Annotated in this window: 14 protein-coding genes; 5 read left to right on the top strand and 9 right to left on the bottom strand. The window is 71.9% G+C overall.

Going from position 1 to position 15,610, the window contains the following annotated elements; translation table 11 throughout:
• Positions 1 to 47: 47 nt before the first annotated feature.
• Positions 48 to 713: a response regulator transcription factor gene (locus tag BW982_RS03950; protein WP_076490755.1), complete on the bottom strand. Its 666-nt coding sequence runs from the start codon at positions 711 to 713 to the stop codon at positions 48 to 50.
• Positions 710 to 1,918 (bottom strand): ATP-binding protein, encoded by a 1,209-nt coding sequence (locus BW982_RS03955; protein ID WP_076490756.1) that lies wholly within the window; start codon positions 1,916 to 1,918, stop codon positions 710 to 712. The genes BW982_RS03950 and BW982_RS03955 overlap by 4 nt, the downstream gene beginning before the upstream one ends.
• Positions 1,919 to 2,049: 131 nt before the next feature.
• On the opposite strand from BW982_RS03955, the gene BW982_RS03960 reads away from it, so the two are divergent.
• Positions 2,050 to 2,757, top strand: coding sequence for an ABC transporter ATP-binding protein (locus BW982_RS03960; RefSeq protein WP_076490757.1), 708 nt, complete (start codon positions 2,050 to 2,052; stop codon positions 2,755 to 2,757).
• Positions 2,754 to 4,058 carry an ABC transporter permease gene (locus BW982_RS03965; protein WP_076490758.1) on the top strand — a complete coding sequence of 435 codons (1,305 nt, stop codon included), beginning with the start codon at positions 2,754 to 2,756 and terminating at the stop codon, positions 4,056 to 4,058. Before BW982_RS03960 ends, BW982_RS03965 begins: the two co-directional genes overlap by 4 nt.
• A gap of 48 nt (positions 4,059 to 4,106) precedes the next feature.
• Here BW982_RS03965 and BW982_RS03970 read toward each other — a convergent pair whose 3' ends face one another.
• Positions 4,107 to 4,919: a shikimate 5-dehydrogenase gene (locus BW982_RS03970; protein ID WP_076490759.1), complete on the bottom strand. Its 813-nt coding sequence runs from the start codon at positions 4,917 to 4,919 to the stop codon at positions 4,107 to 4,109.
• 70 nt (positions 4,920 to 4,989) lie between these two features.
• Positions 4,990 to 6,783: a glycoside hydrolase family 3 protein gene (locus BW982_RS03975; RefSeq protein WP_076490760.1), complete on the bottom strand. Its 1,794-nt coding sequence runs from the start codon at positions 6,781 to 6,783 to the stop codon at positions 4,990 to 4,992.
• A 111-nt stretch (positions 6,784 to 6,894) separates the two neighbouring features.
• On the opposite strand from BW982_RS03975, the gene BW982_RS03980 reads away from it, so the two are divergent.
• Both BW982_RS03980 and BW982_RS03985 read left to right on the top strand, forming a co-directional pair.
• Positions 6,895 to 8,127, top strand: a complete 1,233-nt coding sequence (locus BW982_RS03980) for a TetR/AcrR family transcriptional regulator (protein WP_076490761.1) — start codon at positions 6,895 to 6,897, stop codon at positions 8,125 to 8,127.
• Between the two features lie 82 nt (positions 8,128 to 8,209).
• Positions 8,210 to 8,575 carry a DUF1622 domain-containing protein gene (locus BW982_RS03985; protein WP_076490762.1) on the top strand — a complete coding sequence of 122 codons (366 nt, stop codon included), beginning with the start codon at positions 8,210 to 8,212 and terminating at the stop codon, positions 8,573 to 8,575.
• Here BW982_RS03985 and BW982_RS03990 read toward each other — a convergent pair.
• From BW982_RS03990 to BW982_RS04010, 5 genes are read right to left on the bottom strand one after another with little or no spacing between them, the layout of a single operon-like run.
• Positions 8,572 to 9,627 (bottom strand): branched-chain amino acid ABC transporter permease, encoded by a 1,056-nt coding sequence (locus BW982_RS03990; RefSeq protein WP_076490763.1) that lies wholly within the window; start codon positions 9,625 to 9,627, stop codon positions 8,572 to 8,574. The two genes, BW982_RS03985 and BW982_RS03990, sit on opposite strands and share 4 nt — an antisense overlap.
• A complete protein-coding gene (locus BW982_RS03995; RefSeq protein WP_076490764.1) occupies positions 9,624 to 10,478 on the bottom strand; it encodes a branched-chain amino acid ABC transporter permease in 855 nt (284 codons plus the stop codon). Before BW982_RS03995 ends, BW982_RS03990 begins: the two co-directional genes overlap by 4 nt.
• Complete coding sequence (locus BW982_RS04000) at positions 10,475 to 11,155, bottom strand: ABC transporter ATP-binding protein (protein WP_083696499.1); 681 nt, start codon at positions 11,153 to 11,155, stop codon at positions 10,475 to 10,477. The genes BW982_RS03995 and BW982_RS04000 overlap by 4 nt, the downstream gene beginning before the upstream one ends.
• Positions 11,152 to 11,937 (bottom strand): ABC transporter ATP-binding protein, encoded by a 786-nt coding sequence (locus BW982_RS04005; protein WP_076490765.1) that lies wholly within the window; start codon positions 11,935 to 11,937, stop codon positions 11,152 to 11,154. Before BW982_RS04005 ends, BW982_RS04000 begins: the two co-directional genes overlap by 4 nt.
• The gene (locus BW982_RS04010) at positions 11,934 to 13,124 is read right to left on the bottom strand and encodes an ABC transporter substrate-binding protein (RefSeq protein ID WP_076490766.1); all 1,191 of its coding nucleotides are present in this window, start codon (positions 13,122 to 13,124) and stop codon (positions 11,934 to 11,936) included. The genes BW982_RS04005 and BW982_RS04010 overlap by 4 nt, the downstream gene beginning before the upstream one ends.
• A gap of 172 nt (positions 13,125 to 13,296) precedes the next feature.
• On the opposite strand from BW982_RS04010, the gene BW982_RS04015 reads away from it, so the two are divergent.
• Positions 13,297 to 15,531: an ATP-binding protein gene (locus BW982_RS04015; RefSeq protein WP_076490767.1), complete on the top strand. Its 2,235-nt coding sequence runs from the start codon at positions 13,297 to 13,299 to the stop codon at positions 15,529 to 15,531.
• Positions 15,532 to 15,610 lie beyond the last annotated feature (79 nt).

Below are 15,610 nucleotides of genomic sequence, written 5' to 3' on the forward strand. Positions count from 1 at the left end.
CGGTCGCGGGAACGCCGAGTCCGGCGTCGGCACACCGGCCCGACCGCTCACCGTCCCGGCTGCACCAGTCCGCTCTCGTACGCCACGATCACCAACTGCGCGCGGTCGTGGGCGCCGAGCTTGATCATCGTGTTCTTCACGTGCGTCTTGGCCGTGTGCGGGGAGATGAACAGGTCGGCGGCGATCTCGTCGTTGGAGCGCCCACGCCCGACGAGCCTCAGCACCTCCCGCTCCCGGTCGGTGAGGACGTCGAGCGCCGGCGAGGGACGGGGAGGATCGGATGCCGCGCCCCGCACGTACCGTTCGATCATCGCGCGCGTGGCCGCGGGCGACAGCAACGCACCGCCCTCGTGCACCGCGTGGACCGCGTGCACGATGTCGTCGGGCTCGGCGCCCTTCCCGATGAAGCCGCTCGCCCCCGCGCGGAGCGCCGCGACGACGTAGTCGTCCTCCTCGAACGTCGTCAGGATGAGCACGTGCGTGGCGGCGAGGTCGGGGTCGCCGCAGATGAGCCCGGTGGCTTCGATGCCGTCCATCCTCGGCATCCGGATGTCGCAGACGACCACGTCCGGTCGAAGCCGGCGGGCGAGGTCGACCGCCGCCTCGCCGTCGGCGGCCTCCCCGACGACGTCGATGCCGGGCGCCGCGTCGAGGAGGTCGCGGACGGCGGAGCGGATCAGCGCCTGGTCGTCGACGACGAGCACCCGGGTCATGCGGCACCTCCGGAGGACGCGCGGCCCCCGGCCGCCGGGGGCGTGAGGGGAAGGCGTGCGGCGAGGCGGAAGCCACCGGGGGCGGGACCGGCCTCGAGCGCACCGCCGACGGATTCGACGCGTTCGCGCAGCCCGACCAGGCCGAAGCCCGACGGCGGCAGCTCGGGGTCGGGCGGAATGCGGTCGAGGGGATTGGTCACGACCACTTCGAGGTCGTCGCCGTCCCGTCTCAGCAGCACATGGACGCGGCGGGCCGTCCCGTGCTTGAGGGCGTTGGTGAGCCCCTCCTGCACCACGCGGTACGCCACGATGTCGACGCCGAGCGGCACCGGTTCCCCGTCCCTCTCGTCCCGGACGACGACGTCCCAGCCCGCGACGCGAACCGACTCCACGACGTCCGCCAGACGGGCCAGCCCCGGCTGCTCCCGGATCCCGACCTCGTCCGGGGTCCGCAGGATCGTCAGCATCGAACCGATCTCCCCCAGCACGTCGCGCGACGCGGTGCGGATCGTGGCGAGCGCCTCCCGCGCCCGCTCCGGCCGGGTCTCCAGCGCCGACGATGCGACGCCGGCGTTGAGGCTGATGACCGAGATCTGGTGCGCGACGGCGTCGTGGAGGTCGCGCGCGATGCGCAGCCGTTCCTCGGTCACGCGGCGGCTCGCCTCGGCCTCGCGCGTCTGCTCCGCCCGGCGGGCGCGCTCGATCACGGCGACGACGTAGGCGCGGCGTGAGCGCGTGGCATCCCCGATAGCCCCGGCGAGCGCGACCGAGAGCCCGATCTGCAGGAACCGCGTGTCCATCCCCGTCGTGAGTTCGACGACGATGCTCGACGCGACCACGACGCCGACCGCGGCGATGCTGACCGGCGCCGCGGCGCGGCGGTCCAGCCGGTCGGGCACGCCGAACGCGGCGATCACCACGGCGAGCGCGGCACCCGGGGACAGGGTGCCGAGGACGAGGGCGGCGACGTAGAGCCCGATGCACGCCGCGAGCGCCGAGCGGGGCCAGCGGCGTCGGAACGGCAGGACGGCCGCGGGCAGGACGGCGAGCACGTACACGAACGGACTCGACGGGCGCAGTTCGGGGAACGGCACGGGAGCGAACGCGGGCACGATCACGAGCACCGCGACGACGACGTCGCGGACCCACCGGGGAACCGACGGCAGCAGGTGCGGCGCCGTGTCGATCGTCGGGAGGGGTGGCATCGTCCCAGTCTGACGGTCCGCGGGCCGCGGGACCATCGCCGTCCCGGGGCAGACCGGGATCCCCCGGGAGGGGTAGGCATCCACCCCACCCGCGGGAGGCGCCCGAGGGTGAGTCCGGCGAGGGTGGGACCATGACACCCGACACCCCACCGCCCCTCCTCTCGGCCGTCGACCTGCACAAGTCGTACGGCCGTGGTTCCGCCCGCTTCGACGCCCTTCGCGGCGTCTCGCTCGACATCCGTCGCGGGGAGAGCATCGCCATCGTCGGCAAGAGCGGGTCCGGCAAGTCCACCCTCATGCACCTGCTCGCCCTGATGGACGCCCCGACGACCGGCACGGTCGCCCTCGACGGAACGGATGCCGCCACCCTCCGCGGCCGTCGCCTCAACCGCACGCGCAACAAGACGTTCGGTTTCGTCTTCCAGCAGTTCTTCCTCACCCCCAACGCCTCGGTGCTGGACAACGTGGTCCTGCCGCTCAAGATCGCCGGGGTGGGCCGCGCCGAACGCAAGCGCCGCGGTCTCGCCGCACTGACCGAACTGGACATGCAGGACAAGGCGAAGAACAAGGCGACGGCGCTCTCCGGCGGCCAGAAGCAGCGCGCGGTCATCGCCCGCGCTCTCGTCAACGACCCGCAGGTGATCTTCGCCGACGAACCGACCGGCAACCTCGACTCCCAGACGGGAGCGGTCGTGGAGGACATCCTCTTCCGCCTGAATCGCGAGCACGGCATCACGCTCATCGTCGTGACGCACGACGACGATCTGGCGTCGCGGTGCGACCGCCGCGTCCAGATCCGCGACGGCGTGATCGTCGCCGAGGAGGGGCGCGCAGCATGAAGACCACGGACCTGATCGCCACGGCGTTCTCGAACACGTTCCGCTCGAAGACGCGCACGATCCTGACCGTGCTCGCCATCTTCGTCGGTGCGTTCACCCTCACCCTGACCAACGGGCTCGGCACCGGCATCAACCGGTTCATCGACAGCACGGTGTCCTCGATCGGTGCCTCGAACGTGCTGACGGTGTCGAAGACGTCCACGAACGACGCGACGTCCACGGACCCGCAGAAGTACGACCCGGATGCCATCGCGGCGGCGCAGACGAACCCCGGCCGCCCGGGGACGTCGAACTCCGTGTCGGCCCTGACCGACGCCGACATCACGACGCTCGAGGGCATCGACGGTGTCGAGAGCGTGACCCCCGTCCGCGCGGCGACGATCGACTTCGTGCAGTACGACGGCGGCGACCGGTACGTCGCCTCAGCGGGCGGCCTCATCGGCGGACAGACTCCGCAGCTGGCGGTCGGCGTCGCGCCCGACGACGCCACCGACGCGCTCGAAGTGGCTCTGCCCTCCGCGCTGGTCACTCCCCTCGGCTTCACGGACGACAACGACGCCGTGGGGAAGACCGTCACGATCGCCGTGACCGATCCGCTGCGGACGCAGCACCTCGTCGAGGCCACGGTCACGGGGGTCACCGAGGCGGCCTTCACCGGGACGACCAGCCTGACGACCAACACCCCCCTTCAGGACGCCCTGTACACGGCCCAGAACACCGGCGTGCCGCAGGACGAGCTCGACCGCTACGCAACCGCCAGCGTCACGGTGTCGTCCTCGGCGACACCGGCGCAGATCGACGCGGTCAAGTCGTCGCTGACGGATGCGGGATACACCGGCCGCACCGTCGCCGATCAGCTCGGCACGTTCCAGGCCGTCATCAACGGCATCGTGCTGGTGCTGAACGCGTTCGCGGTCATCGCCCTGCTCGCGGCGAGCTTCGGCATCGTCAACACGCTGCTGATGTCGGTGCAGGAGCGGACCCGGGAGATCGGCCTCATGAAGGCGATGGGGATGGGGAGCGGGCGCGTGTTCTCGCTGTTCAGTCTCGAGGCGGTGGTGCTGGGGCTCTTGGGCAGCGTTCTCGGCGCGGTCGTGGCGATCGCGGTCGGCGTCCCCGTGAGCGCGGGGCTCACGCGGACGTTGTTCAGCGACCTACCGGGGCTGCAGCTGATCGCCTTCGACCCCGTGTCGATCGTCGTGACGTCGCTGGTCATCATGGCGATCGCGTTCCTCGCCGGAAGTCTCCCCGCGGCGCGTGCCGCACGAGCCGACCCGGTGGAGTCGCTGCGCTACGAGTGACGGGCGCGACGGTGGGGCCCCGCGGGACTGCGGGACCCCACCGTCGTTTCACGCGCGCGAATGCGCGGACGCCCTCGCGACCTGATCCGGTGTGGGGGTCACGCCGGTGTACCGCGCGAACTGGCCGGCCGCCTGCAGGGCGATCACCTCGGCGCCCGTGATGACGTCACGTCCGGCCTCCCGCGCCGCGCGGATGAGCGGGGTCTCGGCGGGGAAGGCGACGACGTCGAACACAGTGGTCGCTGCGGCGATGTGCCCCGGGGAGAACGCCAGGGCACCGGCATCCGTTCCGTTCATGCCGAGCGGCGTGACGTTGACGACGATGTCGCCGCCGGGCGGCGGATCCCCGGGGACCCAGCGGAAGCCGTACGTCTCGGCGAGCGCGGGCCCCGCCTCGGCGTTGCGGGCGACGACCGTGAGGTCGCGGAATCCCGCGCCGTGGAAGGCCGCGACCACGGCCTTGGCCATGCCGCCCGACCCCCGCACGAGGACGGATGCCGCGGGGTCGAGGCGGTGGCTCTCGATCAGACTCGCGATCGCCTCGTAGTCGGTGTTCGAAGCCGTGAGCTCTCCCCCGTCGTTCACGATCGTGTTGACCGACCCGATCGCCGCCGCCGAGTGTTCGATGTGATCGACCAGTGGGATCACCGCCTCTTTGAACGGCATCGACACCGAACAGCCGCGGATGCCGAGCGCGCGGACCCCGGCGATCGCTCCGGCGATATCGGTCGTCGTGAACGCCTTGTAGAGGAAATCCAGTCCGAGTTCGGCGTAGAGGAAGTTGTGGAAGCGGGTTCCGATGTTCGAGGGACGGCCGGCCAGGGAGATGCAGACGGTGGTGTCCTTGCTCAGTTCGGGCATGGGTCCTCCGGGGTACGCGGGCGATCCTTCGATCGTACGAGGCCGTGAGCGCGCGCCGGACCCCGGCGCCTCAGAGCGTGAGGCCGTGCCCGAAGCGGAAAAGAGGATCCGCGGTGTCGAACGGTACGTCGGGTCGGGATGCCTCGACGGCCGCGGTACTGCGCGGCACGTCGAAGGGCAGGCGCCCGCGCGCGGGGAAGGTGCCGTCGAGGACGTCGAGCAGAGCCGCCGGACTCGCCCCCCAGTTGGCGGTCACCGCCGACGCACTCCTCACGAGGGGTTCGAGGATCGCGGGGCGATCGAGGAGCACGTCGACGACGGTGGGCACCACGGCGGACAGTTCGGCGATGTGCGCCCGCGTGGCATCCGGGAACTCCAACGATCCGGCGTGGAAGAAGTTCTCGAACGTCGTCCCGCGCACCTCGTACGGCGCGTGCAGGCGCACGACCGCGACGTCCGCGACGGCCGGGTCGTCGACCGGCCGGCCTCCCCAGGCCACGATCTCGTCGCCGGGGATCCCCTCGGCGTAGACCGCGGCGCCCGCGCGCAGCGGCAGCACGCCGTCGTTGCTCAGGAGCGTGATCGACGCGCGCTGCGCATGATCGGCGGCCGCGCGGAACTCGGGAGCGCCGACGATCCGCTCCGCGGCATCGACGTCGACGTACGGGTTCTCGAACAGCCCGAGGGCGAACTTCTCCCGCAGCAGTCGACGCGCCGACACGTCCAGCCGCTCCTCGGGGATGACGCCGTCGAAGACCAGCTCGACGAGGAGGTCGACGCACGCTTCGCCGCCGAACTGGTCGGCCCCGGCGTCGAGGATCTTCTCCATCCGCTCGGCGCGCGTCAGATGCTCGACGCCCCACGCCCGGGCCGGGAACGGGTCGCCGGCGATGTCGGCATCCGTGACCAGTCCCCAGTCGGTGCACACGATGCCGTCGAATCCGAAGCGCTCGCGGAGCAGCCCCGTGAGCACCGAGCGGTTGAATCCGAAGCCGACCTCCTCGTACTCGGTGCCGACCGGCATCCCGTAATAGGGCATGACCTGGCGGGCGCCCGCCGCGAACACGGCGGCGAAAGGCTTCAGGTGCAGCTCGAACCCGTCGCCCGGGTACACCTGCTCGCGCCCGTAGGCGAAGTGCGGATCTTCGCCGTCCTTCTGCGGACCGCCGCCCGGGAAGTGCTTGACCATCGTCGACACCGACGCGGAGCCGAACGACTCGCCCTGGAAGCCGCGCACGTAGGCGGATCCGAGTTCGGCGGTGAGGTCGGCGTCTTCGCCGAAGGTCTGCACCTGCCGCGCCCAGCGGGGTTCGGTGGCGAGATCCACCTGGGGGTGCAGGGCGACGCGGAACCCGCACGCGAGGTACTCCTGCCGGGCGATGTCACCGAATCGGCGCACCAGATCGGCGTCCCGCGTCGCGGCGAGTCCCATCGGTTCGGGCCACTGCGAGAACGCGCCGGCCCGGAGAGCCGCACCGGGGTTCTCGGAGAACGAGTGCCGAGGGTCCGTCGAGAGGGTCACGGGGATACCGAGACGAGTGGATGCCGCCAGCTCCTGCAGGCGGTTGTGCCAGACGGCCATCGAGCGCGCGTCGGCGTCGGAGGTCAGCAGGTTGAAGTGGGACATGTGGCGATCGACCACGTAGTCGTGCGTCGAGGGCAGCCCGAACCGCGGATCGGCCTCGGCGAGGGCGCCGCCGTCGCCCATCGCGATCATCGCGTGGAAGAACAGACCGGCCTTCTCGGGCAGGCTCATCTCGGCCAGCAGCAGCTCGACCCGGTCGTCGATCGGCAGGGTCGCATCCAGCCAGGGACGAGCGATCCCGTCGGACGCGGCGCTCGAGGGAGGTGACAGCTCTGTCATCGGGTGTCCTTTCACCGGGCGCAGCCGCGCCGCGCGTCTGCGCGTCGCCGACGATACACGCAAACCCGACCGACTGGTAACAATGAATTCGCTGATTGCTACCCTGACGACATGACGGTGGGAGCGCCCTCGGCGCGCGGGCTCCGGACCCGCGAGGCGATCATCGACGCCGCGACGACACTCTTCGCCAGCCAGGGTTTCCGCACCGCGTCGCTCCGCGACATCGCGCAGGCCGCGGGGATCACCCACCCGGGGCTGCGGCGCCACTTCGCTTCGAAGGACGAGATCCTCCTCGCCGTCGTGGACCGCTACGAGACCGAGACCGCCGCGTGGGCCGACGCCGGAGGCCTCTCGATGCCGGCGGCCGCGCGCATCGCCGAGCACCACCGCGTCCAGCCGGGGTACCTCGCGACCTTCACGGCTCTCGCGGGCGAGGCCACGGCGACGCGGCATCCCGCCCACGCCCACATGCGGAAGAGGTACGCCGACGTACGTGCGGCGTCGGCAGCGCAGTTCCGCGCGGCGCAGGCCGCCGGCGACGTCCACGCCGACCACGACCCGGACCGCCTCGCCGTGCAGTACCCGGCCGCGTGGGACGGGTTGCAGCTGCTCGAGCTGCTCACCCCCGACCGGGTCTCGGTGATCGCCGCCCTCCGCGAGGCCGGCGAGCGGTTGCAGCACCCGCTCCCCGCGTTCGACCGCCGCACCCCCCGAGACGCCCGCCGGCCGGTGGCCCTCACTCCCCCCGATCCGCCCGACACCCGCGCGGGATATGCGTCCGGACGCGCGCGCCGGGCACGGATCGTCGCCGACGCGACACGGCTGTACGCCGAACGCGGCTACGGCGCCACGAGCATGAACGACGTCGCCCAGCGGGTGGGAGTGTCGAAGTCGACCCTGTTCCACCACTACCCCACCAAGGAGACGCTGCTGATCGAGGTGCTGGTCGCCCGCGACCGCTCCATCGGCCAGGCGGGTGGCGACGAGGTGGCCTCGGCCGCCGACGCGCTGCGCGCCTTCGCCGACACGGCGCGTCGCAACGCCGAACGCTCACCCGGCCTCATCGAGGTGCATGCCGTGCTGTCCTGCGAGGCGTCGGCCGCGGAACACCCCGCGCGACCGTACTTCATCGCGCGGTACCGGCACCTCCTGGACGCCACGACCGATCTCTTCCGCACGGCGCAGGCCGACGGCGACCTCGCACCCGACCGCGACCCCGCCTTCGAGGCCGCATGGCTCATCGCGCTCTGGGACGGGCTGCAGATCCAGTGGCTCTACGACCGCTCTGCCGTCGACGTCGGCGAGGAACTCGCGGACCACCTCGCCCGCGTGCTGCCGCGCTGATCCCCGGGACGCGGTTCCGTGGCCCGGCGCGCCGTTGCGGGAGACGTGTGCCGAAACCGACGACCGCGACGAGAATCGCCCCATGGGCTTCTCGGAGATCATCGAAGGCATCGGCAAGTCAGTGGATGCCGTGGGCGTCGCGGCGATCGTGATCGGGGTGATCGCCGCCATCGTCCTCGCGGTCCCGCGCGCGCTCCGGCGGGAACCCGACACGTACGTCCGCTTCCGCCGATTCCTCGGGCGCTCCATCCTGCTCGGCCTGGAGCTCCTGGTCGCCGCCGACATCATCCGCACCGTCGCGGTGACTCCCACGCTCGCGAGCGTCGGCGTGCTGGCGGCGATCATCGTCATCCGCACGTTCCTGAGCTGGTCGCTCGAGCTGGAGATCACGGGCCGCTGGCCCTGGCAGAAGAGGCCCGTTGCGCCGGGATCGGCATCCTCGGACTAGTCCCTCTCGGCTCGATCCGCCCGGACCGGCTCTCCGGACCGCCCCCACCGGGCGCGGCTTCCCGCTGCCCGTGGCTCACCCCCGCCCCGCACGCGCGGACCCGTCGCCCGCAGCGCCGCCCAGCGTCCCGCGACGGTCGGCACGATCCCCCGCGGGACGAAGAGCAGGAACAGCACGAGCACGACGCCGTAGCCCGCGTACTGCAGGATCGGCCCCGCTGCCGCCGGCATCCCGGGCGTCGCGCTGAGGGTGCTGAGCACCTGCAGCCACAGGCTCAACGCCAGCGTTCCGACGACTCCGCCCCAGACCGAGCCGAGGCCGCCGACGACCGCCATCACCACGTACCCGAACGACACGAAGGGCGGAAAGGTGTCCTGGCTCACGTACGGCGTGAAGAACGCGCCGAGCGCACCGGCGAACCCCGCGAACGCCCCCGCGACGGCGAACACCGTGAGCTTGCTGCGCAGCACCGGGACACCGCTCGACGCCGCCGCCGACTCGCTGCCGGCGAGGGCCCGGATGCCGCGCCCGAAGCGCGAGCGGACGAGGTTGCGACACACGACCAGCGCGAGGGCCAGCCCCGCCAGGGCGAGGTAGGAGTACACGCGCTGATCGGTCACGATCAGGCCGCCCACCGACAGCGGTGGGACGCCGAAGATCCCGACGCCCGCGCCGAACAGCGGGACGGTGGCCATGACGGTCTGGATGATCAGCAGGACGGCGAGCGAACCGAACGCGAGGTAGTGGCCGCGCAGTCGCAGGAGCGGCCACCCCACGAGCGCCGCGGCCGCTGCGCCGAGCACGGGCGCCAGCACGAGCGCGACCAGCGGCGGGATGCCGAGGGAGACGGTGCCGACGGCGACGGTGAGACCGCCCACGGCGACGAACGCCCCCTGCCCGAGGGAGGCCTGGCCGGCGTACCCCATGAACAGCGACAGGCCCGTGACCACGATCGCGGCGAGCGCGGTCTGCACGAAGAAGGTCTGATCGACCAGCAGGAGCGGGGCCACGGCGGCTGCCGCGGCGACCAGGATGATGACGATGCGGGTCATTTCGCCTCCTCGGCGGTGAACGAACGCGACCGGGCGATCATCAGCGCGAGCATCATGATCAGCGCGATCTGGGTTTGGTACGAGCCGTTGGCGTACCCGGCGACGAGTTGCCCGGTGACCCCCAGCACGACGGCGCCGACGAACGTCATCCACGGATTCCGCAGTCCTCCGAACACGGCCGCGGCCAGCGCGCTGAGCACGAACGGCAGATCGGAGGTGACCGACACGGCCGTCGTCGGGGCGATGAGCACTCCCGCGAGGCCGCCGAGCACGCCCGCGATCGTGAAGGACAGCAGTCCCATCACGCGCGTGTCGATACCCACGAGGTGCGCGGCGCGCGGGTTGGATGCCGCGGCGGTGAGGGCGCGGCCGATGTCGGTCCGCGTGAACAGCAGACTCAGCGCCGCCAGCGCGACGACGGCGACGACGAGCACGAGCAGGCGCTGGACCTCGATGGTCGCCCCGAGCACGTCGATCGTGCCCGTGAGCCCCGGTGGCGAGACGGGGTTCTGCCCCCACACCGCGATGATGACGGCGGCGGACACCAGCGACATGCCGAGCGTGATGAGGAGCGAGGTCATCGGATGGGTTCCCGGCTTCCCGATCGCGACCGCGCCGACCACGAACCCGATGAGACCGACGACCACGACGGCCGCCAGCTCGGCGAGTCCCGCCGGGACGCCCAGCTGCCGGAAGGTCTGCGAGAGGAACGCCCCGAACACCACGAACGAGCCCTGCGCGAAGTTCAGCACGTGCGTGACCCGGTACACCACGACGATGCCGCTCCCCACGAGAGCGAACGACCCGGCGAGCGCAAGGCCGCTGAGCAGGTAGGTGACGAGGTCGCTCATGCGGGGGTCTCCTGTCCGTCGAAGCCACCGAGGTACGCGGCGCGCAGCTCGGGTGCGGCGGCGAGCCGCGCGGTCGGGCCCTCCGCCACGATGCACCCGGCGTCGAGCACGTAGGCGCGGGAGCACAGCTCGAAGGCCAATCCGACCTCCTGCTCGATGAGGAGGACGGCCGTGCCGCGGTCGGCGTTGAGTTCGGCGAGGTGGCGGACCAGATCGGCGGCGATGAGCGGCGCGAGACCGAGCGAGAGCTCATCCACGACGAGCAGGTCGGGCTCGGCCATGAGCGCCCGGCCCACCGCGACCATCTGCTGCTGCCCGCCCGAGAGCGTGTCGGCCCGTTGGCGGCGCACACGCCGCAGGTCGGGCAGCAGGTCGTACACGGCATCCGTGTTCCGCCTCCGACGGCGACGCCAGGCCCCGAGGCGCAGGTTGTCGTCGACGCTGAGGTCGCCGAACATCTGCCGCCCCTCGGGCACCTGCGCCACGGTCCCGGACACGCGGACGACGCCCGCGGCGGGTCGCACGAGCCCGCTGACGGCGTTGACGAGCGAGGTCTTGCCCGCCCCGTTCGGGCCGACGAGCGCGACGAGCTCCCCCTCCTCGACCCGGAGCGACACGCCGTCGAGGGCGGTCGCCGCGCCGTAGCGGACGACGAGATCAGCGACGTCGAGCATCATGCGGCGGCCTCCGTCCCCAGGTAGGCGGCGACCACGGCGGGGTCGCGGCGGATCTGCTCCGGCGTGCCGTCGGCGATGACACGTCCGAGGTCCAGCACGGCGATGCGGTCGGCCAGCGACATCACCATCGCGACGTCGTGCTCGACGAGCAGGATGGTCATTCCGTCGGCGTGGAGATCGCGGACGAGCGCGGTGAGGTCCCGGCGCTCGTCGGCGCGCAGGCCCGACGCGGGTTCGTCCAGGAGCAGCACCCGGGGTCGAGCGGTGAGCGCCCGGGCCACCTGCAGACGCCGCTGCTGCCCGAGTGGCAGCTGCTCGGCGCCGCGGTCGGCCCAGTCGGCCAGCCCGACGCGATCGAGCGCGGCGCGGGCGTCGGACAGGATCTCCCTCTCCTCCCGACGATGACGGGGCAGACGGAGCGCGGCATCCACGGCCCCCGCCCGCGTGCGGGCGTGCGCGCCGACCGCGACGTTCTCGAGGACCGTCATCCCGGGGAACAGCCGCGCGCCCTGGAACACGATCGCGATGCCGCGGCGAGCGCGACGGTGCGGCGGCAGTCGATCGACGCGCTCGCCGTCGAGCAGCACCCGGCCCTCCTGCGGACGCACATGGCCGCTGATCAGCCCGAACAGGGTGGACTTGCCGGCCCCGTTCGGCCCGATCACGCCGCGCACCTCACCGGGGGCGACCGTGAAGGAGACGTCCCGGTTGGCGTACACACCGCCGAAGCGGCGTGACAGACCCGACAGTTCCAGTCCTGCGGAGAATGCGCGGTCGTTCACTGGGGCAGCTCGGTCGCGAACTTCTTCGTCGCGTAGTCGGTCGGAACCCACTTGCCGCCCTCGACCTGGAAGATCGCCAGGGATGTGGCATCCAGGCCCATGTGGTCGGTGGCGCTGTAGGTGTAGTGCCCGTTCGAGGTCAGCAGGTCGGTCTGCTCGAGCGCGTCGCGGATCTTCTGCCGGTCGGTCGAGTCGGCGCGATCGATCGCGGAGGCGAGCAGTTCGATGCCCGACGCGCCGCCGAAGGCGAACTCCGGGGGCGTCGCTCCGTTGTTGGCGTCCTGCCACGGCTTCACGACCGCCATGACCTTGCTCTTGTAAGGTCCGTCGGGCAGTGCGTCGCCGGCGAGCGCGACGGTCGCCGCGGCGACGACCCCCTCGGCGGCATCGCCGGCGGGTTGCAGGTAGAGGTCGGACGCCTCCGCCCCGGTGACGTACGTCGGGACGCCCTTGCCCGCGATCTGCTTCGTGATGATCACCGGCGCCGGTCCCGCGCCCCACACGACGAACGCGTCCGGCTTCGCGGCGACCACCTTCGTGATCAGCGGCGTGAAGTCGGTCGATGTCTGGTCGTACGCCTCGTCGAGGACGACCTGGATGCCGGCCTTCTCGGCGAACTCGACCGTCGCCTTCTCGCCGTTCCCGCCGTAGAGGTCACCGCCGGTGTATCCGATCGCGAGCGTCTTCACGCCCTGCGCGACCCAGTAATCGACCAGCGCCCGGGCGTAGACGGCCGGCACGGGAGGGGAGGTGAATGCGTACGGGTTGCTGCCGTCGGCGAACGCGTCGACGGGGCTCAGCGCGATGGTCGGGATCTTCGCCGACTGGGCGGTGCTGCCGACCGCGGTCGCCGCCGAGACGAAGCTGCTGGCCAGCATCGCCGAATACGACGGGTCGGAGGCCAGCTGGTTGAACTGCTTGACGGATTCGGTGACGTCGGCCTTGTCGTCGACGACGGTGAGCTGGACCTGACGTCCGTCGATGCCGCCCGCGGCGTTGATGTCGGCCACGGCGCGCTCGGCGGCTTCCTTGTCCCCCTGGCCGAGTGCCGAGAGGAAACCGGTGAGCGGGACGACCATGCCGATCTTCACCGGCCCCGACGCGGAACTTGTGGCGGTGCCACCCGAACAGGCGGTGAGGGCGAGGGCGAGGGCCGCCGTGGCGGCCAGAGGGACGGTTCTGCGCATGGAGTTCTCCCGGTTCGTCGTTGAACACAGGACCCGGCGGGTCCGGCGGCCATTGTCGGAAGTGGTCGATCCGTCCCGTCTATCCGTGAAATGACGTAATCGTCACGGGAACGCCTCCGGCAGACGCCCCGCGCCCACATAATGAGACCCACCCAGAGCAAGGAAGCCCGTCGTGATCAGAGAGCCGCGCAGCGAATTCGTGGGGCGTCGGCGCGAGCTGGCGGCGCTCGCCGAGGAGCTCGGCCACGCGCGTCTGGTCACCCTGACCGGCGTCGGCGGAGTGGGGAAGACCCGTCTGGCCGTCCGCGCCGCGAACGCCCACGCGCGACGCACCTCGACGCACGCGATCTTCGTGGCCCTGGATGCCGTGAGCGATCCGCGCCGGGTCGCCGAGGCCATCGCGCAGGCTCTCCCGTACGGCGAGCTGTCGGCCCGCGAACCCCTGAGCTTCGTCGTCGACGTGCTGAGCGGCGAGAAGTCGCTGATCGTCCTGGACAACTGCGAGCACCTCATCGACGCCGTCGCCTCGCTGGTCGATGAGCTGCTCGACGCCCTCCCCGACGTCACGATCGTCGCCACGAGCCGGCGCCGGCTGGACGTGGACGGGGAACAGGTGTTCGCGGTGCCGCCGCTGACCACCGACGCCGCGGGCGACGAGCCCGCCGACGCCCTCGCTCTGCTGCTCGCACGGGCCCGGGCGGGCGATGCCGGGTTCACGCTCGCGCCGACCGACCTGGCCGCCGCGGCGCAGCTGTGTCAGGCGTTGGACGGTCTGCCCCTGGCGATCGAACTGGCCGCGGCACGGCTGCGCACGCTGTCGATCACCGAGCTCGGGCGGCGACTGTCGCAGCGGTTCACCCTGCTGCGGTCGGGGACCCGGGCCCCGGTGTCGCGGCAGCGGACGCTCCGTGCGGTGGTCGACTGGAGCTACGAGCTGTGTTCGCCGGCGGAGCGCTCGCTCTGGACGGCGCTGAGCGTGTTCGCGGGGCCGTTCGATCTGCCGGCCGCGGTCGCGGTGGCCGGGGGCGACGACGCGTCGACCGTCGACACCCTCGATCAGCTCATCGAGCAGTCCCTGGTGGAGGCCGACCGCGACTCGGGGCGTTTCCACCTGTTGGAGACGATCCGCAGCTACGGGCGCGACCGCGCGGAGGAGTCCGGCGAGCAGCCGCAGCTCGTCCGCCGCCATCTCGATCACTACGCCGGTCTCGCCCACCTGGCCCGGACGCACTGGTACGGCCCCGCCCAGCGGAAGATCCTCCGCGGGCAGCGCGCGGACCGGGCGGAGCTGGATGCCGCTCTGCGTACGGCCGTCACCGTGGACACAGACCGTGCCCTGGAGCTGTTCTCCGACCTGCGCTACCACTGGGGCGTCGGGGGCTTCCTGTCGGAGGGACGGCGGTGGGGACGCCGCGTGCTCGCGCTCCCCGGCGGCGCGCCGGGCGCCCGCGTTCCGGCGCTGCTGGTGTCGGCGTGGCTGTGCGTGCTGCAGGGCGCGTTGGAGGAGACGCGCGCCCACCTCGACGACGCGCGCGCCCTGCTGCCGCTCGTGCCCGAGACCGAGGCCGCGCTCTGCGAGATCGAGCTGTGTCGGTGGAACGGCAGCCGGGCCCTGTTCGCCGGCGAGGGCGAACTCGCCCGCGACGAGCTGCTGCGATCGATCGGTCTCGCGCGGTCGATCGGGCACCCTGAGGAGGCGCTGCTCGCGCAGTTCCAGCTCACGGTGACGCGAACCCAGTTGGGACTGCCGGATGCCGCCACCCCGGCGCGCGAGGCCCTGCGCTTCGCCGAATCGATCGACGAACGGTGGCAGCGATCGCTGTCCCAGTGGGCCATCGCCCTCGCCCTCTACGCCGACGGCGATCTCGACGAGGCGGAGCGCAACGCTCGCGACGCGCTCGCGCTCGAGGAGGGCATCGACGATCCCGTCGGCGACTGCCTCGTGCTGGAACTGCTGAGCTGGATCGATGCGGCCCGTTCCCCGACCGAACGCACCGCAGTCCTCCTCGGTGCCGCGCGGAGCTGGTGGCGGCGCATCGACTCGGGCATCGCGGTGCACGGCCCGCACATGGTCGCCCAGCACGACCGGTGCGTCGCGATCGTGCGCCAGCGGCTCGGCGACGAGGCGTTCGAGCGGCTCTCCGCGATCGGGGAAGGCCTCTCCCCCACCGAGGCCGCCGCGTTCGCGGGGGCGCCCGGGCGCCCCGCGACGGGGCTCAGCGCCCGCGAGAGCGAGGTGGCCGCCGGCATCCACGAGGGACTCAGCAACCGCGAGATCGCGGACCGGCTGGTCCTCTCGGTGCGCACCGTCGACACGCACGTGCAGCGCATCCTCGCCAAGCTCGGGTTCTCGTCCCGCGCACAGATCGCCGCCTGGTACCAGTCGACGCTCGCCGCTGTTCGGTAGTCCTACGGATACCGTCCCGGCCGGACGCGTCCGACACTGGGGCCGACGACGCCGAGGTCGTCCCCATCCGAGGAGCGCA

This window comes from Microbacterium sp. RURRCA19A (assembly GCF_900156455.1).
Taxonomy (GTDB): domain Bacteria; phylum Actinomycetota; class Actinomycetes; order Actinomycetales; family Microbacteriaceae; genus Microbacterium.

What these genes read in the sequence shown, in the direction of transcription:
- BW982_RS03950 (WP_076490755.1), bottom strand. Translation starts at nt 713, where the DNA reads ATGACCCGGGTGCTCGTCGTCGACGACCAGGCGCTGATCCGCTCCGCC.
- BW982_RS03955 (WP_076490756.1), bottom strand. Translation starts at nt 1,918, where the DNA reads ATGCCACCCCTCCCGACGATCGACACGGCGCCGCACCTGCTGCCGTCG.
- BW982_RS03960 (WP_076490757.1), top strand. Translation starts at nt 2,050, where the DNA reads ATGACACCCGACACCCCACCGCCCCTCCTCTCGGCCGTCGACCTGCAC.
- BW982_RS03965 (WP_076490758.1), top strand. Translation starts at nt 2,754, where the DNA reads ATGAAGACCACGGACCTGATCGCCACGGCGTTCTCGAACACGTTCCGC.
- BW982_RS03970 (WP_076490759.1), bottom strand. Translation starts at nt 4,919, where the DNA reads ATGCCCGAACTGAGCAAGGACACCACCGTCTGCATCTCCCTGGCCGGC.
- BW982_RS03975 (WP_076490760.1), bottom strand. Translation starts at nt 6,783, where the DNA reads ATGACAGAGCTGTCACCTCCCTCGAGCGCCGCGTCCGACGGGATCGCT.
- BW982_RS03980 (WP_076490761.1), top strand. Translation starts at nt 6,895, where the DNA reads ATGACGGTGGGAGCGCCCTCGGCGCGCGGGCTCCGGACCCGCGAGGCG.
- BW982_RS03985 (WP_076490762.1), top strand. Translation starts at nt 8,210, where the DNA reads ATGGGCTTCTCGGAGATCATCGAAGGCATCGGCAAGTCAGTGGATGCC.
- BW982_RS03990 (WP_076490763.1), bottom strand. Translation starts at nt 9,627, where the DNA reads ATGACCCGCATCGTCATCATCCTGGTCGCCGCGGCAGCCGCCGTGGCC.
- BW982_RS03995 (WP_076490764.1), bottom strand. Translation starts at nt 10,478, where the DNA reads ATGAGCGACCTCGTCACCTACCTGCTCAGCGGCCTTGCGCTCGCCGGG.
- BW982_RS04000 (WP_083696499.1), bottom strand. Translation starts at nt 11,155, where the DNA reads ATGATGCTCGACGTCGCTGATCTCGTCGTCCGCTACGGCGCGGCGACC.
- BW982_RS04010 (WP_076490766.1), bottom strand. Translation starts at nt 13,124, where the DNA reads ATGCGCAGAACCGTCCCTCTGGCCGCCACGGCGGCCCTCGCCCTCGCC.